General features: G+C 59.0%; 22 protein-coding genes. 1 reads left to right on the forward strand and 21 read right to left on the reverse strand.

Translation table 11 applies throughout. The features are described from left to right. Positions 1-23 precede the first annotated feature (23 nt). From TX24_RS23790 to TX24_RS23855, 14 genes are all read right to left on the reverse strand, one after another. Complete coding sequence (locus tag TX24_RS23790) at positions 24-1,745, reverse strand: ShlB/FhaC/HecB family hemolysin secretion/activation protein (RefSeq protein ID WP_082628865.1); 1,722 nt, start codon at positions 1,743-1,745, stop codon at positions 24-26. A 271-nt stretch (positions 1,746-2,016) separates the two neighbouring features. Then, positions 2,017-3,876: a calcium-binding protein gene (locus TX24_RS23795; protein WP_034135053.1), complete on the reverse strand. Its 1,860-nt coding sequence runs from the start codon at positions 3,874-3,876 to the stop codon at positions 2,017-2,019. 369 nt (positions 3,877-4,245) lie between these two features. Then, positions 4,246-4,863, reverse strand: a complete 618-nt coding sequence (locus TX24_RS23800; RefSeq protein ID WP_034135054.1) for a hypothetical protein — start codon at positions 4,861-4,863, stop codon at positions 4,246-4,248. Further along, positions 4,863-5,561 carry a hypothetical protein gene (locus TX24_RS23805; protein WP_034135055.1) on the reverse strand — a complete coding sequence of 233 codons (699 nt, stop codon included), beginning with the start codon at positions 5,559-5,561 and terminating at the stop codon, positions 4,863-4,865. The genes TX24_RS23800 and TX24_RS23805 overlap by 1 nt, the downstream gene beginning before the upstream one ends. A gap of 56 nt (positions 5,562-5,617) precedes the next feature. Next, a complete protein-coding gene (gene pstB / locus TX24_RS23810; protein ID WP_019817112.1) occupies positions 5,618-6,379 on the reverse strand; it encodes a phosphate ABC transporter ATP-binding protein PstB in 762 nt (253 codons plus the stop codon). A gap of 76 nt (positions 6,380-6,455) precedes the next feature. Further along, positions 6,456-7,349: a phosphate ABC transporter permease PstA gene (gene pstA / locus TX24_RS23815; RefSeq protein WP_003191515.1), complete on the reverse strand. Its 894-nt coding sequence runs from the start codon at positions 7,347-7,349 to the stop codon at positions 6,456-6,458. After that, the gene (pstC, locus tag TX24_RS23820) at positions 7,349-8,314 is read right to left on the reverse strand and encodes a phosphate ABC transporter permease subunit PstC (RefSeq protein WP_003191517.1); all 966 of its coding nucleotides are present in this window, start codon (positions 8,312-8,314) and stop codon (positions 7,349-7,351) included. The genes pstA and pstC overlap by 1 nt, the downstream gene beginning before the upstream one ends. Positions 8,315-8,388: 74 nt before the next feature. Then, positions 8,389-9,420 (reverse strand): phosphate ABC transporter substrate-binding protein PstS, encoded by a 1,032-nt coding sequence (pstS, locus tag TX24_RS23825; protein WP_003191519.1) that lies wholly within the window; start codon positions 9,418-9,420, stop codon positions 8,389-8,391. Positions 9,421-9,672: 252 nt separating this feature from the next. After that, on the reverse strand, positions 9,673-10,473 hold the full coding sequence (locus tag TX24_RS23830) for a hypothetical protein (RefSeq protein ID WP_019817113.1): 801 nt from the start codon (positions 10,471-10,473) through the stop codon (positions 9,673-9,675). Between the two features lie 180 nt (positions 10,474-10,653). Next, entirely contained in the window at positions 10,654-11,037 is a 384-nt protein-coding gene (locus TX24_RS23835) for a nuclear transport factor 2 family protein (protein WP_003191523.1), read from the reverse strand. A gap of 30 nt (positions 11,038-11,067) precedes the next feature. Beyond that, positions 11,068-12,300 carry an MFS transporter gene (locus TX24_RS23840; RefSeq protein ID WP_003191525.1) on the reverse strand — a complete coding sequence of 411 codons (1,233 nt, stop codon included), beginning with the start codon at positions 12,298-12,300 and terminating at the stop codon, positions 11,068-11,070. A gap of 104 nt (positions 12,301-12,404) precedes the next feature. After that, positions 12,405-13,028, reverse strand: a complete 624-nt coding sequence (locus TX24_RS23845; protein ID WP_014718567.1) for a malonic semialdehyde reductase — start codon at positions 13,026-13,028, stop codon at positions 12,405-12,407. Positions 13,029-13,039: 11 nt separating this feature from the next. After that, the gene (locus TX24_RS23850) at positions 13,040-14,035 is read right to left on the reverse strand and encodes a VOC family protein (protein WP_003191528.1); all 996 of its coding nucleotides are present in this window, start codon (positions 14,033-14,035) and stop codon (positions 13,040-13,042) included. Between the two features lie 128 nt (positions 14,036-14,163). Then, positions 14,164-15,030 (reverse strand): fumarylacetoacetate hydrolase family protein, encoded by an 867-nt coding sequence (locus TX24_RS23855; protein WP_057711360.1) that lies wholly within the window; start codon positions 15,028-15,030, stop codon positions 14,164-14,166. 226 nt (positions 15,031-15,256) lie between these two features. Here TX24_RS23855 and TX24_RS23860 point away from each other — a divergent pair, with 226 nt between their 5' ends. Beyond that, positions 15,257-15,877: a TetR/AcrR family transcriptional regulator gene (locus tag TX24_RS23860; RefSeq protein WP_014718568.1), complete on the forward strand. Its 621-nt coding sequence runs from the start codon at positions 15,257-15,259 to the stop codon at positions 15,875-15,877. Here TX24_RS23860 and TX24_RS23865 read toward each other — a convergent pair. From TX24_RS23865 to TX24_RS23895, 7 genes are all read right to left on the reverse strand, one after another. Beyond that, entirely contained in the window at positions 15,874-16,797 is a 924-nt protein-coding gene (locus TX24_RS23865) for a SphA family protein (RefSeq protein WP_003191531.1), read from the reverse strand. The two genes, TX24_RS23860 and TX24_RS23865, sit on opposite strands and share 4 nt — an antisense overlap. Positions 16,798-16,820: 23 nt before the next feature. Continuing rightward, positions 16,821-18,242: an OprD family outer membrane porin gene (locus tag TX24_RS23870; protein WP_003191533.1), complete on the reverse strand. Its 1,422-nt coding sequence runs from the start codon at positions 18,240-18,242 to the stop codon at positions 16,821-16,823. After that, positions 18,242-19,198, reverse strand: a complete 957-nt coding sequence (locus tag TX24_RS23875) for an HlyD family secretion protein (RefSeq protein ID WP_057711362.1) — start codon at positions 19,196-19,198, stop codon at positions 18,242-18,244. The genes TX24_RS23870 and TX24_RS23875 overlap by 1 nt, the downstream gene beginning before the upstream one ends. Continuing rightward, positions 19,195-19,404 (reverse strand): DUF1656 domain-containing protein, encoded by a 210-nt coding sequence (locus TX24_RS23880; protein WP_003191536.1) that lies wholly within the window; start codon positions 19,402-19,404, stop codon positions 19,195-19,197. The genes TX24_RS23875 and TX24_RS23880 overlap by 4 nt, the downstream gene beginning before the upstream one ends. After that, positions 19,394-21,541, reverse strand: coding sequence for an FUSC family protein (locus TX24_RS23885; protein ID WP_057711364.1), 2,148 nt, complete (start codon positions 21,539-21,541; stop codon positions 19,394-19,396). Before TX24_RS23885 ends, TX24_RS23880 begins: the two co-directional genes overlap by 11 nt. Positions 21,542-21,715: 174 nt before the next feature. Then, positions 21,716-22,342 carry an isochorismate family cysteine hydrolase YcaC gene (ycaC, locus tag TX24_RS23890; protein ID WP_003191542.1) on the reverse strand — a complete coding sequence of 209 codons (627 nt, stop codon included), beginning with the start codon at positions 22,340-22,342 and terminating at the stop codon, positions 21,716-21,718. Between the two features lie 63 nt (positions 22,343-22,405). After that, the gene (locus TX24_RS23895; RefSeq protein WP_003191543.1) at positions 22,406-23,095 is read right to left on the reverse strand and encodes an isochorismatase family protein; all 690 of its coding nucleotides are present in this window, start codon (positions 23,093-23,095) and stop codon (positions 22,406-22,408) included. Positions 23,096-23,404: the final 309 nt, after the last annotated feature.

The following is a 23,404-nucleotide window of genomic DNA, read 5'->3' on the forward strand; positions in this document are numbered from 1 at the left end:
GAAGCCCGAAGGCGGTCAAAAATTTAAAGGAAAAAGTCCAGGCGGAAATAGATCGGCGCTTCACGGTCCGTGATCGCTTCCGGTCGTTCCAACGAGTGTGCAAAGGCCACGCTGGCCGCGACATTCTTGCCGCGTGCGAACAACTCCACCGAGTTGCTGCTCATGCGCCCATGCTGCTCGGCGTTGTAGCGGCCATGGCTGATCACGCCCTGGTCGTAGCCCAGGCTGGTGCCGTATTCAATGAACACCGGCTGCATCCAGGCCCAGGTCACCGGCCGGCTCCAGCGCAGGTCGTTGCGCCAATAGCCGCCGCTGTCGCCGGCGAGCATTTGGTCTTTGTAGCCACGAACCGACGACTGCCCACCCAGGCTCATGCGCTGGGGGCTGAACAACACGTCTTCGCTGTGCTGGCCGGTCATCAAGCTGCTGAAGCTGAAGGACTCACCCCACAGTTTGAATGGATACAAATAGCTCACCGTAGCGGTGTACTTGCGATAGCGCGCATCCGGCTGCCCAGGCTTTGGATCGTGATTGGCCTGGGCGTCGAATGCGCCGATGCCGTTTTGCATGCCAAGGTCAATGTTGAGGAATGAACCGCCAATACGCCGACCATGGTTGATGCCCACTTGCGCTTCACTGAGGCGGTTGCTGCTCAAGGCAAGCTTGCTGTCTTCGATAAAGTTGTTGGTGCGAAGATAGGCGATGCCAGTGTTCAAGGACGTTTTGCTCAAAGCGTCACGATGGATCACCCGCTCCAGGCGCAACTGATGAGTCTGGCTGTCGCCGGTCTGCTTGAACTTGAAATTGTTAGCCTCGGCTCGCGAGCGGTATTCACTGTCGATATAGCTGTACGAGAGGTTCCACCAACCGAAAGGCAGGCTATAACTGAGCATCGAATTGCGCGAGGTTTTCTGGTGATCACTGACGGCATCGTGGCCGCCACGCAGCGAAAGTTGGTCGGCCAGGCCCAACGGATTGTCCCAGTCCAGACTGGCGCCCCACTGCTGCTCGCCGGTGCTGCGCTGGCCGCCGTTATGCCGCGACAGGCCGACACGCCAGGGCTTTTGCGCGGTGTTTTTGACCAGTACATCACTGCCCCCCACGGCCTTGCCCGGCGCCAGCTCCATTTGCGCCTGGTTCGACGGCAAGCGGTTCAACTGATCGACCATCTGCTCGATTTCGCGCAGATTGAGCAGTTCGCCCTGCTTGCCGGGGAAACTCATGGTCAATTGGCGGTCAGTGATTCCGCTGCCTTCGGCAGCCTTGAGGCTCTCCAGCTTACCTTCGACCACTTGAATCTTGAGATTGCCGCTGGAAAGGTCCTGCTGCAGCAAATACGCGCGACTGGTGACCAAGCCTTTGGCCAGATAACGGTCGGTGATCACCTTGAGCACTGCGTTGAGCTGCGGCACGCCGAGGCATTGGCCGATGTAGGGCTTGATCAGATGAGCTCGCTCGCCTTCAGTCAGCGCATCCGCACCGCCCAGCTCGATGGTTTTGATCGGGAAGCAGCGCGTGTCGACAGGCGTTGCCGATGTTGCCGGCGCGGCGGACTTGCCGGGCAGGTCTTTGAGTTCTTCAAGGCGCCGTTGCTGCTCTTCGAGCAGGCGGTCCTGGCGGTCACGGATCAGGTCGGTGATGCCGGGAGCGTTCTGCGGCGTAGCCGCTTGCGCCCATCCGGAGGTGCCCAGGCAAAAAAAAGCGGACAACAGGCTTAACCTGGTCCGACGCGGTAAACGCCACACTTTATAGATCCCTCTATATGGCTTTATGCCATCCAATGTGGCGATGATAAGATGTCATTTTGATGGCGTCAATTAAGCGTGCAAATTCGTTCAATCCTTTATGCAGAGCTGCGCGGGCTTGAAATGTAGAGTTTTTTGGGGGTTGAGCCCTACCGCTAAACAATGACGCTGCGTGTGGTATCGAGCCGTTGCGTTAATCAGCAAGCAATAAAAAACCCCACAGCATCAGAGACCCTGTGAGGTTTTTACCTTCCGTTTCGCAGGTGCCGTGTCAGACCACGCTGATCATCTCTGCACTCAACTGCGCCGCATTGAACCCCACCAGGGTGACACTGCTGTCCCCCGCCAGAATCACGCTGTCACTGCCATGCTGGGTCGTGGCACCAAGCACAGCATCGGCGCTGGCGAACAGCGACTTGGCGAATACCAGCAGGTCCTGCCCGTTCTGGTGAATGTTGAAGTCGCTGATCACGTCGTGGCCAAACCCGCGTTGATCGAAAACAAACAGGTCGCTGCCCACGCCACCGCTGAGTTGGTCATTGCCCAGCCCGCCGATCAAGACGTCATTGCCGCTGGCGCCATACAGCGCGTCGTTGCCCGTGCCGCCCAGCAGTGTGTCGTTGCCGTCGCCGCCGTGCAGCAGGTCGTTGCCAGCGCCACCGTCGAGCCGGTCATTGCCGTTCTGGCCGAATATCAGGTCGCGCGCGGCGGTGCCTTTGAGGGTGTCGGCCAATTGGCTGCCTTCGATGGATTTGGCATACGCCTTATCGGCGCCGAACAGGCCTTCGAAGTCGAGTTTGCCACTGGTCACCGTATAGGCCGGCGTGAGGACCTCGCCAATGCCACCGAAGAGCCCGCCGAACACGGGCACATGCCCGAGGCTGTTGGCCAGGCCGGTTTCGAACTCCACATGCTCTACGCCGTGCAATTCCTTCAGGCCGTATTGGCCGCTGCTGTCGTTCAGAAACAACGTGCCGTCGCTGAGTTTTACGGCTTCGTAGGAAGACGAGGTGCCTTTGAGGAAGACTTTGTCGTTACCTTCGCCGCCAGCGACGATATCGGTACCGGTACTCACGCGGAAACTGTCGTCGCCCTTGAACCCGTCGAGGAAGTCATCGCTGCGCCCGTCCTGCAGCTTGTCCGAACTGTCGGTGCCCAGCAGGAACGCCGGTGTGCCGTAGTGGTTGGAAGTGGCGGTCTGCTTGTCGCTGACCCAGGTAAAACTGCGGCTGATGGCGTCGAGGTTGCTGATGATGATGGTGCTGTCGCGTTCGATGTAATCGTAGAAAGTCGATTGGGCGATGCGCTGGATAGGATTGATGAAAATGCCTTCCAGGTGCGCGGCCCATCCTGACAGGTTGGCAATCGAGAACGGACCATTGGGCCAGGTAGGTAGCGCATAGATTGTGTCGAACAGCACGATGTTATCGGTGGTCGAGGTGTAACTGGCGTCACTGCCTTGAAGCGCATCGATGATGGCGCTGCCCACGTCGGTCTCTTGCCCCGTGAGACGGTGGACCACATCGTTTTCAAAGCCGAAGTTGAAGATTCCCTCGCTGTTGCTGGACTTGGGCGACTCCATGCCAAAGTAGTCCGAATCCTTGAAAAAACCGTCGGCCAAAGTGTCCTTGCCGATATACATGCTGTTGGTGACGGAGCCACCCTGGCTGTAGCCGGTTACCAGAACATCTTTGCCGCTCAGGTTGTGGTCGGTGGCGTAATCCTTGATTGAATTGAGCAGGTAGTCATAGCCGTTGATATAAGAGTTATCGATCATCGCCGGCCAACCCAGCAGATCAATTGGCGAGTTAGTGCCGGCAATGGAAAAGCCCATTTTGACTAATTGGCCGCTGTCATCGTATTGACCAAACACTCTGGCCTGGGAGCCGAACACGCCGTCGCCGGTAAAACTTCCTGTGATGTCGGTGTGGCTGCTATCAACCTGCAGTTCGCTCGCGCCGATCTCACGCCAGCCCTTGGGCAGTGCGAAGGTGTTGCCCTCGCCCAGCACAAGCCCCGGAATGTTGTAGAGCGCGCCTACGGTGGCAACACCGCTGGTGTAAGTGGCGAGGGTCCAGGCATCTGAAATCAGGACGCGGGCGTCTTGCCCCTTGTAATCGAATATAGCCATGTCAGTACTCCTTGAGCCCAGCGATCAACACCGAAAGTCAACGGTAATACCTGATGCGTCGGGCTAAACAATATGCATTGAAGTTGTTGTTGTGCATTCTGTTCAGGCTGCTTCGTTTCTTAATATCGAGGTTGACCATTAAGGAAGCTCGTCAACACTAGCCTAGAAGCGCCGCCGTAAAGTGACCGACTATCGGAAGGTAAGGGTATGTACTTAGGGATATAGACGACAAAAGCGCCATAAGCGCTGTTTGTCGAACAGGAAGGGAAGTTTTGCGTTGTTCGTGACTAATGAGTCAAAGAAAATTAAACCCTTATAGCAAGTTGTGAACTGCAATAAGAGTTCAAGAAGTTCAGGTTTCTCTGGCGTTCATGAAGAATAAACCTCAGCGCCTTGGCATACAGGCTGCTTGAACCTGGGCAATTGCTGCCGGGCCAGTTGCGCCTGCACCCCCGCCACCGCTTCAAGCACTCTTTGCGCCCAGTGCTCATCCTGCGGATCAACCACCACCACGCGAAAGCCGTGGTCGTTACCTTCAAGGCGCACGCCCTCGGAATCATCCACGTGCAAATCAATATCGAAGGCCGGCGGAAATTTCGACGGGGTGTTCGACAGCCCATGCACCGTGAGGGCGTGGTTATGCCGCTCGCTGTTGACCACGCCGTCGACACGAATGCCGTACAGCATCAGCCAACGTCTGATGTAGGAAGGCGCTCTACCCGATGAGGTATAGACCCAGATACTGCAACCCTGGCGCCGCAGCTCGCGCGTCAGCGAACGAGTGCCGATACGCAGCGGCTCTCCCCACCAACGATGAGCACAGGCCGGCAGCCAACTGCTCTCGACGTCAGCGTGGTCAAGCTGGCAAGCCAGTGTGTCGTCGATATCAAAGGAGATGCGTACGCGCGGGCGCTTGGCGGCACGCGTGAGGACCGCTTGCTGGACGGCTTGCACGGCTCGGCTGGCGAGTGTTGGATACCAGCGCATTAATGGCCTCCCTGATAGATAGGCTGTGGTATATCGCTCAAGAAAAACGCCTTGGGATCCGGGGCCTGTTCCTCCAGGAAGGCGGCGTATTTTTTCTTGATCTTGGGCAATTCATACAACGCCTTGACCCCATGTTTGGCCGAGTTGCGGATCACCGAGGAAGGATTGAAGTAACCCTCGGCATTTTCCAACGTCAGCACAAACGGTGGCAACCCGGCGCGCATCAGCAGATAGCTGACGATCAGCGAGCCACTGCGGTTGTTGCCTTCGATGAACAATTGCGGCTTGCTGAGGATGCGCACATACACACCGGCCGCACGCTTCCACACCGATTCACTGCGATACGCGCAGTACCAGTTGAACAAGTCCTTGATACCGCCTTCAACGTTGTTGAAGAAGTGCTCCTCGGTGGCGGCCAGGTGCTGCGCGTATTCCACGCGGCGCGCCGGGTCGCTACCGCAGAGCACGGTGGCGTTGATCTCCAGCATCAAGTCCAGATGATGAAGGTCAAACAGGTCAACGCCCCGTGCGACATAGTCGTCAACCAGCGCATAGCCTTCAAGCACGTTGTGCAGCACTTCGTCGGTCAAGGGGTCGCGCGGCTCGGTAAATTGCGTGCTGAGCTCGGCAAAGCGGCTCTGCACTTTACGGAGCGCGCGTTCAATCGCTGACAAATCAAGACGATGCGTTGCAGACATTGGCGTTCCTGGGCTGACGGTAGCGCACGTGTGGTTTCTATCGAACATGGAGTGACTCAGCTGAACTTGCCGCTGATGTAATCCTCGGTCATCTGCTCACGTGGGCTGCCAAAAATCTGCGCGGTCGGGCCCATTTCCACCAGGTAGCCGGTACGCGTGCCCTGGGAAATATCCACCGAGAAAAACGCTGTGGTGTCCGCCACGCGGATGGCCTGCTGCATGTTGTGGGTGACCAGGGCGATGGTGTAGTCCTTCTTCAGTTCCACCATCAGCTCCTCTACCCGGCGAGTCGCAATCGGGTCGAGTGCCGAGCAAGGCTCATCGAGCAACAGCACTTCCGGCTCGGTGGCGATAGCGCGGGCGATACACAACCGTTGCTGCTGGCCACCGGAGAGCGACAGGCCGCTGACCTTGAGCTTGTCCTTGACTTCATCCCACAGCGCAGCGCCTTGCAGGGCGTGCTTGACGCGATCGCCCAAGTCGCCTTTGTAGCGGTTCAGGCGCAGGCCGAAGGCGACGTTGTCGAAGATGCTCATGGAGAACGGGTTCGGCTGCTGGAATACCATGCCGATGTAACGGCGCACTACCACCGGGTCTACACCCTTGCCGTACACGTCCTGCCCCAGAAAATGCACGTGGCCCTCGAAGCGAAAGCCCTTCACCAAATCGTTCATGCGGTTGAGGCTGCGCAGTACCGTACTTTTGCCGCAGCCGGACGGGCCGATAAAACCGGTGATCTTGTTTTTCTCGATCGGCACATGGCTGTCACGCACCGCCATGAAGTTGCCGTAGAAAATCCGGTCCAGCTTGCAGTCCATGACCACAGGCGATTGGGTGACAAACGGAGCGGCTATTTGCGCAGTTGAGACGTTCAAGATTCAGATGCTCCCGTTCTTAATACTTAGGCTTGCCGAAGATACGGCTCACAATATTCACGACCAGCACGATCATCACCAACACCAACGAGGCCGCCCAGGCGAGCTCCAGCTGGTTGTCGAAGGGCATGCCGGAAAAGTTGTAGATCAACACGGCGAGGGAGGCCGTGGGGTTCATCACCGCCAGGTCGCCGTCGTGGTAGATCCAGTAGTTGCTGAACAGCGCGGTAAACAACAACGGCGCGGTTTCGCCTGCGGCACGTGCCACAGCAAGCATCACGCCGGTGAGGATCGCCGGTAGGCCGGTCGGCAAGATGATCTTCCAGATCACCTGCGAGCGGGTGCAGCCCATGCCGTAAGCCGCGTCCTTCATGATCTTGGGCACCATGCGCATCGACTCTTCCGCCGTCAGCACTACGATGGGCAGCATCAGTACCGCCAGGGCCACGCCGCCTGCCGGTGCCGAGTAGGTGCCGGTGGTCATCACCACCAAGGCATAGGCAAACACGCCGGCCAGGATCGAAGGCAAGCCGGTGAGCATCTTGGCGGCAAAGCGTGCAGCGTTGGCCAGTTTGCTGTCCGGCCCCAGTTCGGCCAGGAAGATCGCGGCCATGATGCCCACCGGCACTGCGATCGCCGCAGCGATACCGACCATCACAAAGGTGCCGGCCATGGCGTTGCCGAAACCACCGCCCGTTTCAAAGCCGGTGGGCGGCAACTCGGTGAACACCTCCAGGCTCAGGCGTGCGCCGCCACGGGTGATCAGCATGTAGAGCACCGAAATCAGCGGCACACTGGCCAGCAGCGCGCCCAGCCATACCAATGTGGTCAACACCAGGCTGCGCAGCGCCCGGCCTTCGAACTTGCGCTGCAGGCTCGGTACAGCGGTTATAGGGGATGTGAGATTAGTCATCATCGGTTACCCCGTTGGGCGTAGAGCATGATCATGGAACCGATGACATTCACCAGCAGCGTGATGAACATCAAGACGAGGGCGGCGTACATCAAGACCTCCACCTCGTTGGGCCCGGCTTCGGGGAAGTTCAGCGCCAACAAGGCTGCCAACGTGTTGGCCGGCGCGAACAGCGACAGGGAAATGTTGTTGGCGTTGCCCACCAGCATCGCCAGCGCCATGGTTTCGCCCAGCGCACGGCCGAGGCCGAGTACCAGGGAGCCAAAAATACCGGTGGCGGCAGACGGCACCATCACCTTGAGGATCGCCTCCCAATGGGTGGTGCCCATGCCGTAGGCGGCCTGCTTGGTTTTCATCGGCACGCTGGTGAGCGCGTCCTGGGACACGGCGGCAATCGTCGGCAGAATCATGATGGCCAATACCAGCGCCGCTGGCAGCAACCCCGGCCCGCTCAAGGACGTGCCGAAAAACGGGATCCAACCCAGTTCACTGTTCAACCAGGTAGTCAGTGGCCGGATCGCCGGGATCACCACGTAGATGCCCCACAGGCCATACACCACGCTGGGGATGGCCGCGAGCAGTTCAACGATGGTGCGAAACACCGCCGCCAGCTTGGCCGGCAGAAAGTCCTGAGTCAGGAAAATCGCCATGCTGACACCGAAAAAGCCCGCAATCAGCAGCGCGATAAAAGCGCTGTAGAGCGTGCCCCAAATGGCCGGCAGGATCCCGTACTTGCCCTGGTTAACGTCCCAGACACTGCCAAAAAGCACATCGAACCCGTGCTTTTCCATGCCCGGCAAGGCCTTGCGTCCCACCTCGAATACCAAGGCCGCGACCAACGCCAGAATCAGTACCACCCCGATTCGCGCGAGCCCACGGAAGGTGCGATCAACCAGGAAGTCCTTGGCGGAGGGAGGTTGGCAGGCAGAATCCCGGTTAACCGGTACGACGAAAGGTTTGTTCATTGGCTAATTCCGGAACAGGGGGGAAACGCCCCCGGCGCGGCAAACAGCCCACACCGAGAGCGGCCTCACGGGTGTTACTGAATGTTGGCGGAAGCTTTGCGAACCTGCTCTACCACCGATGGCGGCAGCGGGATGTAACCCATCGAGTCGGCGATTTTCTGCCCCTCGGTCAGGCTGTACTCAACCATTTCGCGCATGGCCTTGGCCTTGGCAGGGTTGCCGTTGTCCTTGCGGAAGATCATCCAGGTGTACGAGGTGATCGGGTAAGACTTGGCACCGTCCGGGTCCGGCAACCAGGCCACCAGGCTTTCCGGCATCTTCACGGCGGCCAGGGCCTCGGCGCCGCTTTCAGCGTTTGGCACCACGTACTGGCCGGCCTTGTTCTGCAACTGGGCGAAGTCAACCTTGGCCAGTTTGGCGAAGCCGTACTCGATGTAGCCAATTGCGCCTGGGGTCTGGCGTACGGTGGCGGTCACACCATCGTTCTTGGGCGACTTGATGAATTTGTCGCTGGCCGGCCAGTTGACGGTGTTGCCCTCCCCCAGCGCCGTTTTGAATTCAGGGTTGATGGTGGCCAGGTGTTTGGTGAAGACCGCTGTGGTGCCGCTGGAATCTGCACGCACAACCACCGTGATCGGCGTGTCGCTGAGCTTCAGGTCCGGGTTGGCGGCGACGATCTGTGGGTCGTTCCACTTGGTGATCTTGCCCAGGAAGATATTGGAGTAAACATCACGTGGCAGCTTGAGGCCCTTGGGATTGCCCGGCAGGTTATACGCCAGCACGATTTCACCGGCGGTCATTGGCAGCAACTGCACGCCTTCGGCGACCTTGGCGATGTCTTCGTCTTTCATGGCCGAGTCACTGGCGGCGAAGTCGACGGTTTTATTCAGGAAGTCCTGCACACCTGCGCCGCTGCCCTTGGATTGATAATCCACGGTGACGCCAGCGGTCTTCTTGCTGAAATCCTTGAACCAGGTGAGGTAGATAGGTGCAGGGAAGCTGGCGCCAGAGCCGGTGAGGCGCACGTTTTCGGCGGCGAAGGTCACGGAGGAGGCACACAGGGATACCGTAATGGCGAGTGCTGCGGACTTCATCAAGCTTTTCATTAAAAGGAACTCGTTGTGGTGACGGGCTCCCGAACTGTGAAGCAGGGTTGTTACATTTTTATGAAAATTGAATGGCGAGAGGGTGTTTTGTCCTGCTTTGCCGCCGCAGGGCTGAATTTTTAGGACATGGGTTAGTAACAAAATAAGACTAAGAACCTGCACGCGCCGCTTTTTTGGCGCCTTTTTTGGACAGCGTGAGGTGAGCTTGAAGACATACAGCTCACCTCGCCCTGTCACAATCGGGTTTAAACTTCAGAAGTGCCACTCAAGGTGGAACGTCGGCGCATGCGTATCGGTACCCGGTTTATTGATCGCGCCATACTTGTGTTTCCAGTACTCATAGCCCGGACCGACCAATAGGGTATTTTTGCGACCCCATGCCAGTTGCCCGACATCGACCATCAATGACGCGCGCACCAGGCTTTCCTCGGCCGTATCCTGCTTGAAGTAATCCTTGCCCTTCTCGGTCTTGTAGCTGGCAAAACCCTGGAATTTGAGGGGCACGCCGGCCACCTGGAACGGGATGCCCCAGACCATGTGCAACACATAGTACGGGTCGAACTGGATGTTTTCGGCCTGGCACGCATTCAACCCGCAGTGGTTCCATTCCATGGCATACAGCAGGCTGATATCCAGGTAACCGGGCACGTCGAACTTGAGCGTCGGACCGGCCACCAACATGCGCTTGCGGGTAGCGAACTCGGTGTTCTTGTAGTTGAGCTCAACTCCGCCGCTCAGGGCCACCTCCTTGACCGGACCAAAGGCCATCGACCGCTCGAACACCTGGCTGAGGAACAGTTGATGGCGGTACACCAGATAGGCCTCGGTCGCACCCGAATCGCTGTCTTTCTTTGGATCGTTACTGTCGGACTTGAGTACGTCCAGGTTGAAGAAATTGGAACCGGTCTCATTGCCGCTGGCATGGCCCAGTTGGTAGATCTCCTTCTGGACCTTGCCACGGATGCTGGGTTCGGTGAAGTCGGTACCGTAGCGAAAACCGATGAAGGTATCGCTCCAGTCCTTGGCCTGTGCCGGGCTTGAGATCAGACTCATTGCACCCGCGGTTATCAAAAGAGCCTTGCAATACGTTTTTTGTAATTGTTGTACGTACATGTTCAGCATTCCATCACGTCAAAGTTCCAGCCATCCCGGTTTCCAGGCATGCGCAAGCCTTGCCCGGACGACCACCAGGGCCGGGTTCAAGTTGCCAGGGGTGCTATGGCTTAGCGGACGTTAGCCATGGGTATGACGAGTGGATTGCCAGGCAATCATTTGCCAGCCGTTATTGCCCGCCTTCCACACGCTGATGTAGCGCGAGTTGAGGACCATGGGCTCGCCACGGATCACCACGTCCATATCGATCAGCCCGGTAACGACCACGCATTCCCCTACCCTGCGCATCTGCTCGTCATGGCTGGTGAAGCCGCGATAGCGCCAAACGCCCTCTCGCATGCCCTGCAGGTAGCTGCTCTTGCTGTCGCTCTTGCCGTCGGAGTGGCTGTAGGTCAAGTCTCGGGTATAGATACTTTCCAGGAAGTCCATATCGCCCTCGACCATGGCCTGGCGGCGGCGCAATTCCAGGGTTTGGATCTGTTGTTCTACGCGTTGCTCTGACATCGTTTGATACTCCAGTGTTGATCTCAAACTTCAGGAATCCGTGGTTTTCAGCGCCCCTCCCGCGCGAGCGGGCACATCTGACTCCACCTGGGGCATAAACAACAGCGTGACAGTGGCCAAGGCAAAAAAACCGGCGCACACCAACAGGCCCCACGCCAGGCTGTAGTGGGTGGCGATACCACTCAGCAGGAGCGGCGCAAAAGCCGCCAGGCCCCGGCCAAAGTTGAAGCAGAAGCCCGCGCCGAGAGTGCGTACCCGCGTGGGGTACAACGCACTGAAGTAGGAGGCAAACAAACTGGCAAAGGCATAGAAGAAGGCATAGATCGGCCCTAGCCAGAACAGAATGGCGTTATCGGTGGTGAGTGCATAAATCGATAACATCAGCGCGCTGCCGAGCAATGACAGGAGCGTGGCGTTGCGTTTACCGATGTGGTCAGCGATGAAGCCGAAGGCATTGATACCGATAAAGGCGCCGATGTTGAGGATCGCCATGAAGTTGGCCATCATCCCAATGTCCAGTCCGCGCTCCTTGATCAAGTAGGTGGGCAACCAAGTGCTCGCCCCCCAGAAGCCAATCACCGCAAAACTCGCCGCCAGGGTACCCAGCAGGGTCAGGCGCAGCAGTTCGGGGGAAAATATTTCGCGTATCGAGACATGCTTGTGCTGGCTGGGGCCGGCCATGTTGCGGATTTTCTGCGCGGTCCATTCCGGTGACTCAGGCACAAAGAAAAACAGATACGCCAGCGGGATCAAGGTGGAGATCCCCGCCACCATGAACAGGGTTTGCCAGTCTGGCAGGTAGCTGGCCGCCACCATTGCCGCGATGGCGGCGCCAATCGGGAATGAACTCAACACGAACCCGATCGCTCGTGCCCGTTGATGGGCAGGCCAGGTTTCCGTTACATAGGCTGAGACAATCCCCCACACCCCGCCCAAGCCCAGCCCGGACAGAAACCGCAGGAGCAGGAGCAAGCCCCAGTTGTGCGTGGTAGCGACCAGCGTGGTCAACACGCCGAACACGATCAACGAGATCAGCAGGGCTTTGCGTCGGCCGTAGTTGTCGCAATACCACCCCGTGGTAATGCCGCTCAAACCGATCCCCAGCAGGGTTGCCGAGGCGAGCATGCCAGCTTCATTGAACGTCAGGCCCAGGTCCTGGCGGATCACCGGGAGCGCAATGGTGAGTAGGATGATCTCCATGGCGTCAAACAGATACGCAAGGAAACCGCCGATAAGTACATGCCATTTGGATAGAGCTCGCATTGCAGGTTTTCCTTATTGTTGTTGTTTTGCCAGGCCGATCGACAGACGTGATGCATCGCAGCACGCTTGATCGGCCTGGAGGATTTACGGGTGCGGTCAGTCAGTTACAGCAGGGCGCAGGCCTCGTCGAAGCCCAGCCGCGGGTTACGGGCAAAGAGTTTTGCGGGGTCGCCATAGCCGAGGTTGCACAGGAAGTTCGTCTTGATCTTCATCCCGGCAAAGGCCTGCATGCCCTCGGTCCCTGGAGCAAAGAACGTCTGGTCGACCTGTGCGTGGTCAAACCCGGACATCGGCCCGCAGTCAAGGCCCAGAGCCCGGGCCGCGAGAATGAAGTAGCCGCCCTGCAGCGAACTGTTGCGAAACGCGGTGGACTCAAGCAAATCCGGCTGGTCGGCAAACCAGTCGCGTACTGTGGGGTTGTGCGCAAACAACCTGGGCAACTGCGTATGGAACTGCGTGTCGTAGCCAATGATTGCCGTCACCGGGGCGCCCAGGGTCTTCTCGACATTGCCGGCGCTCAGGGCTGGCAGCAAACGCTGCCGGGATTGGGCACTGCGTAAAAACACAATGCGCGCAGGGCAGCCGTTGGCGCTGGTCGGGCCCCAGCGCATCAGGTCGTAGAGTGCCTTGAGGGTTTGATCATCCACCGGTTTATCCAGCCAGCCGTTCTGGCTACGGGCCTGGCGAAACAACTTATCGAGCACCTGCTCGCTGATTACCTGACTCATGGCATCTGTCCTCAACTGCGTCGTTGACGGTCTGAAGTCGACCGGGGCAAGGTCTGTTCAGCGGCACACTCGCCGCCTAGGAAGAACTCCACCGACATCGGCGGGCCCCACTGGTAGAGGCTGGCGTCGCACGCCTGGGTGTAACCCGAGGGCGAGTCCTGGTTGAACAGGTCGCCATCGGTGAAGTGCTCGATAAGGTTGCCGGACGGGTCCCGCCAATAATCGAAGATCTGGCTGCCCAGCATGTGCCGGCCTACCCCCCAGAACGGCGACCAACCTTGCAGGGTCATCCACTCGTGGCCCAGGCACTGCGCGTCAAAATCCTGCACCTCGAAGGACACGTGATGGACGAAGTCCTTCGGTGCCTGGAACAGGGCGATGGTGTGATGGTCAGTCCAGGCGCTGCCACGGTTCAACCGCAGGAAGGCCGCGCTCGGGCGGTCCCGGTCAGGCTCCTGAACCACAAGGTCCGAAGGCAGCATGCCGAGCACTTGCTGGTACCAGGCCAGGTGCTGCGGCATGTCCTGCACGCCAATCGCCGCATGACCCAGGCGCAGGACTTGTGCCGCGCCCTTGCCGGGCCGCTGCACATCGCCAAAGCGTTGCTTGTGATGGGCCGAGTTGAGGGTCAACGCAGCACGCTGGGGCAGCGTGCCCACGGCTTCGATACCGTGGGCCAGCTCGATGCGCCGCCCCGAGGGATCATGCAAGGCGACGTACTGCCCTCCTCCGGGGCCTTCCAGCGGCCGGATCGCCGAGGCCCCCGGCAACCGGGTAGCCTGGTGCAAGTCATCGAGGCTTTCGACGGCGAACGCGATGGCGCCAAAGCTGGCTTCAACAGCCTTCTCGGCGATGTACACATAGGGCAGTGAGCAGGTACCGCGAAAATACAGGCGTTGCTCGGTACGGTGCATAACCACCAGGCCGAAATCGGTCAGGAAACGTTCGACCACTCCAAGGTCGGGATGACGGTAGAGCACATGGTTGATGTCTTTGATCTGCAGCACGGTAGTTGCTCCTGGGCATTCAATGGGCAGGACAACCGGTGGTCAAAACCAGGGCAGCCGGGATCGCTGCCCACCGTAGTGACGGTGGGTCGGTTGTGCTGCGCGCTCGAAAAAACTGAGGCGTGGACTCAGGCCGCTGAAGGCTCGTCGGCGATCAGGTTGCTCAAGGTGCCAAGGCCTTCGATCTCCACGGTGCAGAGGTCGCCAGGCTTCATGAACAGTGGCGGGCGTCGCGCCCAGCCAATCCCTGCCGGCGTGCCGGTGACGATCACGTCACCGGGTTCCAGGGTCACCGCTTCACTGAGCACGGCGATCAGTTCGGCGACCCCAAAGATCATGTCGGCGGTATTGCCCTGCTGCACCACCGTGCCATTGAGGCGGGTCACCAGGTTGAGGCCGACTGCCCCCGCTGGCAGTTCGTCTGCACTGACGAAGGTCGGACCAAACGCGCCAGTGGCGTCGAAGTTCTTGCCAATGGTCCATTGCGGCGATTTGAACTGGTAATCGCGAACCGAGGCTTCATTGAAGATCGCGTAGCCCGCCACATGCTCCAGGGCCTGCGCGCGCGCGATATGCCGGCCCCCAGTGCCGATCACTACCGCCAGCTCTCCTTCGTAGTCCAGTTGTTCGGAGACACGCGGGCGCAGGATGGGTTCGCCATGGCCGACCAGGCTGGTGCTGAAACGCGGAAAAAAGGTCGGATAGGTCGGCTGTTCATAAGGGCTTTCCTTGGTGTGATCGGCGTAATTCAGGCCGACACACACAATCTTGCCCGGGCGCTCCAGCGGGGGCAGGTAACGCAGCTTCGATGGATCGAGCAAACGGGCGTCGCTCAAGCGCTGATGAGCCGCTTGCAGCGCGTTCGGACCGGCCTTGAGCAAGCTCTCCAGGGCACCCGGATAACCACTTTCCTGTTCGGTCAAACCTCGCAGCGCGCCTGCTTTTTCAATGGCCAGACCTTTGGTGGAGCCTTCCAAAAAGTGTACGAAACGCATGATCACTACCTCTGTTGTTGTTATAGTTCGGTACGGTACGTTACCGTACCCTTTCGTCGAAAATGCGCCCAAATAAATAACTCGTCAAGGGTCATCAAAGTGTTTTTACAAAAAACATTCCGGGGCAATCGCTTGATTCGTCCCTCTGCGCGGCTGGAAGGCTTGTGCAGAGCGGCGTAGGCTAGGAGAACTTTTGAATTGTTCTTTTCAGGAATAGCCGAGCCACATGCAAACCCCTACCCCGAGGCAAGCAGCAAAGCGTCAAAGTATTCTCCAGGCTGCGACTGATATGTTTCTCGCAGAAGGCTATTCAGGGGTCAGTGTTGACGGGATCATCGCCAACATTGGCGGCTCCAAACGCACGCTCTATGCCTACTTCGGCGGCAAGGAAGGGTTGTTCGCCGCGATTATCGAGCAACTGTGCGCAGAAAACGTCAGCCCGCTGACTCACATGACCCTCGCTCAGAAGCCTCTACAGGAGGCACTGACGACCATTGCACGGGTCTTTCTCGATGTGGTGCTGTCGCCTCGCACCCTGGCCCTGCATCGCCTAATCGTGTCCGAGGCCCTGCGCGCGCCGGAGGCTGCAAAGTCGTTCTTCGAGGCTGCCCCCGCAACGGCCTATAGCTGCCTGGCCGATTACTTTACCTGGGCCGAGGAAGCCGGGCTGGTCATGCCGGGCAACCCGCAGACCCGCGCGAAGATCTTCCTTGATGCGCTGACCGGCGACATGCAGTTGCGCTGCCTGCTCGGGCTTAGCTCATGCCCTGGAAAAGCCGCGCGCGAGCACCTGATCAGTGAGACCACAGCGATTTTCATCAACGGGTTGTCAACTGACAGGCACTAGAACCCATGAAGGTAACGTAGCGTCAATTGGGTGCCCTGCGCGCGGTTTTCAGCGCCACTTTCAAAATACAGATTGGCGAAGAATGTCTGGCTTCCCTGCTGGTACATCACCCCTGGCCCGATCCCTGTCACCTGTTCCCTGGAGTCACGCTGGCGATGCCCATCAATGCGGTCATCGCTGATCTGATTGAGTTGATAGCCTGCAACGCCGATACGCCACTTCTCGGCAACGGCATAAGAAACCGACAGGTTGCTATGAAACGCCTCTCCCGGCTGGATACTGCCGGCTTGCAGGACTGACGCCGGATCGTTATTGCGGCTTGACCACGCATAATTGAAACGACCACTGACCTCCAGGCGGTCAGTCAACTCCCAGGTGAACACGTAATGGGGGTTGAACACCCAGACATTGCTCCCGGTATTGAGGCTCGAATCCTTGTTATAGGAACCCGTCGGCAAGGAGAACACGAAATTCAAGCGCTGCCAGTACGGGCGGCCGAAGAACGACACCGGGGCCCACTGCAACAGAAACGGACTGACGATCATGTCACCCTGGCGAGTCCGTCGTCCCTTGGGGCCCTGATCGATCTCTATCTCCAGGTTCACCAGTGGCAATAGCACTTCGGCGCCATAGTTCGCTCCCAGCAGAGTCTTGTCGCTGAAGTAAGCCAGGTGCGGCAGTACCGTGGTGCTGTGCACCTGCTGCCGCCCCGGCAACGCATGTCCATGGGCATCGTAGGCCGAGTTGCTGCGGTAATACTGCACCGGTAACTCGAACAACGCACCGGGGCCGGCGACCCCATCCATGAAACTGGCATTGCCCAGGGCCAGAGGTGGCAGGCTGATGCTGTCAGCCTCGCTCGTGGCGCAGGCCAGTGCCGAGCTGATGCCCAGCACCCGAATCCATTGGGTTTGACTCATACAACACCTTCATTGAATAACGACTAGAAAACACTGAATGGGTAATCGACAATCACCCGGTACTCATCGGCGTTTGAATTGCCACGGGTGTTGCCCGGTGCGGTATACCCCTGTGCCGAACGGTGTGCGGCCCAGCGCAGGGTGATATTCAAGCCTTTGGCCTTGCCGTCTGGCACGGCATAGCGCAGGGCAACGTCCCGCTCCCAATGGTGTGCATCTTTGCCGGCGGCGTTATAGATGTAGCCGTAGCCCGTGCTATTGGGATCGACCCGGGTCAGGTCCGCTTCACCGCGAGTGTATGAAGTGCTGAGCTGGAAATCCGGCGCGTTGATAAACGCCAGGCTGGTCTGGTATTGAATCTTCCAGGACTTTTCGCCAGGTGCATTGAAGTCTGCGTATTGCTGGGAGTTGCCCAGGTAAAGGAAGGTCCGGTCGTCCTGGACCATGTAGTCGAACGGCGTGTCGCCGTCCACCTTCTGCAGCCCCAGGGTCAGGCTCTGGCCTGCGCCTGACAGCGTCAGGCCACCGCTATAAGTGTTGTTGTCGATATAGCCCAACTGGCGCTGGCCCTGATCGCGGGTTTTGAAGTAACGCAGGTACGGTGTCAGCGTAAGCCCAGGCGTCAGCTTGAATGGCTGGCTGACCCCGGCGTAGTACTGGTTCCAGATATCACTCAATTGGCCGCCATACAGGGTCACTGTTATTGCGCCGGGCACCGCGTAGACGCCGCCCAGCCAACTCATGGACGCGCTTTCACGATCAGCGGCCACCCCAGCCTTGTTGCCGGTGCCGTAACTGGTGGTCAAGTGGCTTTGGCCGCTCTGGTTGCGCTGGCGTGTTGAGTCGATCCAGCCAGTGTCCAGTGTCAGGTGTTCCAGGCTGTAGTTCTTGAGCGTGACACCACGAAATGTCTGGGGAAAGACTCGGCTGACGCCACTGGCGATCAGCGGGTTTTCTAAGTACTGATCACCTGCCTGCATCAGGCTGTCAAACCCGCGCAACTTGAGCGCCGCGCCCGCAGCCGAGAAGTCAGACTCCGACGCGCCTTTTGAGTCCAGCGGCAGCAAGCCGGCCCCGCCGCTGCCCCCTCCTCCATCCAGCTTGAGCCCATAAAAACCATGCACGTCGAGCCCGACACCAATGGGTGTGTCGGTGTATCCCGAACGAAAGGACAAGTACACGCCCTGCACCCATTCGCGCTGGTCACGCCTGGACGGTGTGTTGTGATTATCGCGGCCCAGGTAGTAATTGCGCAGCAAGCCGTTAAGAGACGAGCCGCTGACAAATCCCGGCGTGACCGACAGCTCAGCCTTTTGGCGCTCATTGATACCGGTGCTGAGGTTATCTCTCTGGTCCATGGAGTTATCGGCATAGGCCCCTGTCGCCGACAACGAGACAGTCAGCGAGATTGAGACCCTTATAAGCCGGCGCAATGACACACTCATCAGCGTTGCTCCTGTTGTTCAAGCACCGTCACCGTCGCCGTAGTGCCTGCGCGCAAGCGGTCCTTGGCGGCATAGGCAGGATCGATCCTGATTCTTACGGGGACCCGCTGGGCCAGCTTGACCCAGGTGTAGCTGGGGTTGATGTTGGCCAGCAAGCGACTGCCAGGCGCGTTCTCCCGGTCGGTGATGGCGAAGGCGATGCTCTGCACGGTTCCGCTAAAGGTCTCGCCGCTCATCAACTGGATCCGCACTGGGTTACCTTGTGCGATACGCGGTAACTTGGTTTCCTCAAAGTAGCCACTGACATAAAACGAATCGCTGTCCACCAACGCCAGCAAGGCACCGCCGGCACTGGCGTAATCGCCTTGGCGGGTCAGCAGGTTGGTCACATAACCACTGACGGGTGCCACCACCCGGGTGCGCTGCAGGTCGAGTTCGGCCTGGGTCAAGGCAGCCTGTGCCAGCTGCACATTGGCTTGGGCCAGCCCCAGGTTGGCCTGGTTGCTGAGCAACTGCGCCTGAGCGATAGCCACGTCGGTATTGGACTTCTCCCACTCCTCACCGGAGATGGCGAACCCTTGTTTGAGGCTACGCCGGCGCCGCTCTTCACTTTGGCGCTGTTTGAGCTGCGCCTGGCTGGCAATAATTGCAGCCTCCGACTGGCCCATTGCGGCCTGGGCCACTTCAACAGAGCGTCGTGCGTGCTCGACTGCCAGGGCATAGCGCGCCGGGTCGATTTGCAGTAGCAGGTCCCCTTTGCTCACATGCTGGTTATCCTGAACCCGCAAACTGGCGATCAGCCCGGAGACGTCCGCCGACAAGGTCACCACATCAGCGCGCACCCTGGCATCGCGAGTCCAGGGTGAACGGGTGTAGTGCTCCCAGGCGAACCAGCCCAGGACCAGCGCCAGCAAGACAACCGCCAGGGTAATCAGTTGGGCGATGTATTTTTTCAAGGTGACGAGGCTCCCATTACTAGAATCACAACAGCACACACGCAGACATAGAGCGCGCCTTCGAACAGCGCCTCATGCCACACAAACCGCAGCACGCCCAGCCGACGCAAGGACCAGCCCAGCACCATGAAAATCGGCAGCGCCAGCAACAAAGCCTGCGCAATGGGCGGCAGGTAGACGCCACCTACCTCAAAATCAATGTGCAAGAGACGGCACTCCTTTTTCATCGAGCTCAAGAAATTCGCGGTAGCGCTCAATAAACGAGGCAACGATCAGCAGTGCCACGCGAATGCGAAACACCGACCAGAGCTGTTCATGCCCGGACGAAAGCTCAGCAGCATGCAGTTGGTCCAGGTCATCGCCCAGGTGCCGCAATGCATCGGTCAATGCCTGCCAGTCGACGGTGGGCCTTCCCGCCACATAACGGCCTGACTGGTCCAGAACCGACTGCAAACGGGCCTGGGTTTGCGCCGTCAGCAATGTATTGTTCTGCCCTTGTTGCTTGAGCTGGTTCAACGCCACGCCCAGGGCCATGCAGGCCAGAGTGACCTCGAACAGCGCATGGGCTCGCGGGTCTTTGGTCGAGGGCAACAAACCCAGCATCATGGTCAGGCGATCCATCATCCGGCTTTCAAAGGCGAACTGCTGCTGATCCGTCGCTGAGGTCTTGAGCAATACGTAGACCTGCTCCCGGCTCTCATCGAACAGACGGTGAATGCGCCGGGCCGGATTGAATGGAAACACCCAGGAGTACACCAGTAACGACAAGGTGCAAGCTCCGATATAGGCACCGGCAAATTCGAACCACTGACTCGCGGTGTTTTGCCAGGCCCCGATATTCTGCGGGCCCACCATCAGGAAGGTCGAAAGCCCCAGGCCCATGCCTATCCCCGCAGTCAGTGGGCTGGCCAGGCCCACAGCAATCACATAGAGCAACGGCGCCAGAATCAACAGCAGCATTTCGACGTCGCCAATGGCGGGCACCAGCATGAACTGATAGACCGCTGAAATCACCAGCGACAGGCCAAACCCACGTGCGTAGTTCTGGCTTGCCGCCAAGGGCCGTGGAAAGGTCGCCATCAATGAGCACAGAATTCCCACCAGGATCATCCCTGCCCGGGCGCCATCCCAAGCCGTTTCGATCCAGATCAATCCACACACAAGCAAGGCAATAAACGCACGGGCAGCGTTCATTCCCGCCAGGCGCCAGTCCAGGTACAGCGGATTACTTCGGCTCTGGCGGTGCAGGCAGTTGGCCGGACGGCCCTCCTGAATGGCATCACTCAGTTGCAGGATCTCTTCCAGTTGTTGCAACAGCCTGGCCTGCTCCCAACGCAAGGCCCACGCCAGCGCGCGTAACGTACCTGTTATGGGCTCATCACGTTGCTCAACCTTATTGGCCTGCTGGTCAAAGCGCTGCTGCAACACGCTAAAGCGCTGGCGCGCCTGCGTCGATAATGAACGCCCCGCCACTGCCAACTCATCCAGGAACGCGAGTTCGTCAGCGCGCAGCTGTTGAATGTCTTCGGGAAGCTCACCTTGCCAACGCTCATCGATCAGCGTGCGTTGACGACGCAGCACTGTCAGACGTGAAGTCAGCAATACCAATTGATTACCCAGCAGTTGCACCAGGCCGTTGGCACTGCGCAACCGTGGCGCATCGAAATACAAATGCCGGCGCAGGCCTTCCAGTGCGTTGATTTCTCCGAGTAACTGCATCTGGCGCTTACGGAAATCGGCCTCGCTCTCCTCGGTACGAATCACCGCCGCCGCATGGGCCGCCATCAATTTCAGGACTTGATCTACTTTGGCAAAGTACCCCCGGGCGACCGCTTCCGGGCGCGCCGTCAACAGGCTGACCACGCCGACACAGGCAACCGCCAACAGCGTCTCAGTGAGTCGGGTGATCGCCAGCATCAAGGTATTATCCTGCTCCGGTACAGCAAGCAGCCCAACGACGACCGCCGTGAACCCGCTGAGCACAAAGGCGTGGGAACTGGTGTAGCGCAGCAACGTGCCACCCGCCGTGCAGAACGCCAACCACAGCGACAAGGTAACAATGAATGGGACCGGTGCCTGGGGGAAAACGCCCATGATCAGCACCGCCACTGCCGCGCCGACCAGGGTGCCGATAATCTGTGAAAAACTACGCTGCAACGCCATGCCACCCAAGGGTTGGCTGACGATAATCACCGCCATCACTGACCATTTTGGCTGGTCTAGGTCGAAGATGAAGGCCAGGTACAAGGTCAACAATCCAGCTGCAACGGTGCGCAACGCAAATAGCAGCGCGCCCATACCTGGATTGAACACCACTTTGAAATAGTTGATCAGGGGCTGCATAAACGGCTCAAGCGGGCTGCCAAGGCCTGCGGACCGAGACACAACCTTTGGTCAAAAGCTGCGCCCAATTCATAACAGGTCGTTAGCTGGAAACCGGTTCATGCTCATCTGAACGCACCTGGTGCTAGGTTGAAATGAGGACTGCCTGTCGCAGCACAGCCCCCATGCTCGGGCTTACTTGCCTTCAGTCAAGGCGTTGTAGCTGGTGAACAGGTTGCGGTAGTCCGGAATGTGGTTGGAGAACAACGTCCCCAAGCCCTCGATGTCGTTGCGCCAGTCGCGGTGCAGCTCACAGGCCAGGCCAAACCAGGTCATCAGTTGCGCGCCGTTGGCCGACATGCGGGCCCAGGCGGACTGCTGGGTCAGTTCGTTGAAAGTGCCGGAGGCGTCGGTGACCACGAACACTTCAAAGCCTTCGGCCAGGGCCGACAGCGCCGGGAACGCCACGCACACTTCGGTCACGACGCCGGCAATGATCAATTGTTTCTTGCCGGTGGCCTTGATGGCCTTGACGAAGTCTTCGTTGTCCCAGGCGTTGATCTGGCCTGGGCGCGCAATGTACGGCGCATCCGGGAACAGTGCCTTGAGCTCGGGCACCAGCGGGCCATTGGGGCCGGTTTCGAAACTGGTGGTGAGGATGGTCGGCAGCTTGAAGTACTTGGCCAAGTCAGCCAGGGCCAGCACGTTGTTCTTGAATTTGTCCGGGTCGATGTCACGGACTAGTGACAGCAAGCCGGCCTGATGGTCGACCAACAGCACAGCGGCGTTGTCTTTGTCCAAGCGAACGTAAGGTGTAGACATCGTGGTACTCCTGATAAAGAAGGTGACGCCCCGAGTGGGCGCCCCGTAAAGAACCCAGCGTGTTTACTTGCGCTGTGAGTCTAGTACTTCGTGGTTGTTTGCCACTTCCTGAGCCTTGACGTAGCTCTCGATGAGAAGCTGGTAGTGCGGCATGGCCTGGGTGTAGACGTTGGCCCACTCCTGGGCATCCGGGCGGTTCCAGGAGCCTTGCAACTCCGACAGCGTGCCCATGATGTCGATCGGCACCACGCCGGCCTGGGCCAGGCGTGCAACGGTCAGGTCGGTGGCCAGCCTGGAGTGGTTGCCCGAGGCATCGACCACCGCGAACACCTTGTAGCCTTCATGCACCGCCGCAATCGATGGGAACGCCAGGCACACGCTGGTCAGGGTGCCGGCGATCACCAGGGTCTTCTTGCCGGTGGCTTTGACGGCGGCATGAAACTCCGGGTTGTCCCACGCGTTGATTTCGCCACGGCGGGCCACGTACTGGGCGTGCGGCGCGGCTTCGTGGATTTCCGGGATCAACGGGCCGTTGGGTCCTTGCGGCACCGAAGCGGTGGTGATAACCGGTATTTTCAGCAGGGTTGCGGCCTTGGCCAGCGCGATGGCGTTGGCGCGCAATTGAGGAACATCAATGTCCTTGACGATCTGGAACAGACCACTCTGGTGGTCGATCAGCAACATGGCGGTGTCAGCGGGGTCAATCGTCGGCTTTTGACCATTGAAGTTTGCAGCGTTACCTGATGCAGTCATTTGCATTTCCTCTTGCTTGGCGATACCTCCCTGGCGTGTGCGCCGGAACTGCGCCCGGCCGTGCCTGCACTTCCTGTACAGACACGCTTGGGCAACGACCTGGACGTGTGTCAGCAGGCCCACCCAAAAAAACAGTGGAACCACCTTAATCATCGCGTTCAGGGTTAGGTAGTGGCTGAAACGGGCCGCTCCATCTCAAAAATGGAACAATGCAGCCGCACGGTGGCAAGGGCACTTGGACGTGCCGGTCGTTACAATGCGATCATCGGCTCCATCCCGTGGATTTCAGGCACTTGCGCCAATCATGAC

It is taken from the genome of Pseudomonas lactis, assembly GCF_001439845.1.
GTDB classification, from domain to species: Bacteria; Pseudomonadota; Gammaproteobacteria; order Pseudomonadales; family Pseudomonadaceae; genus Aquipseudomonas; species Aquipseudomonas lactis.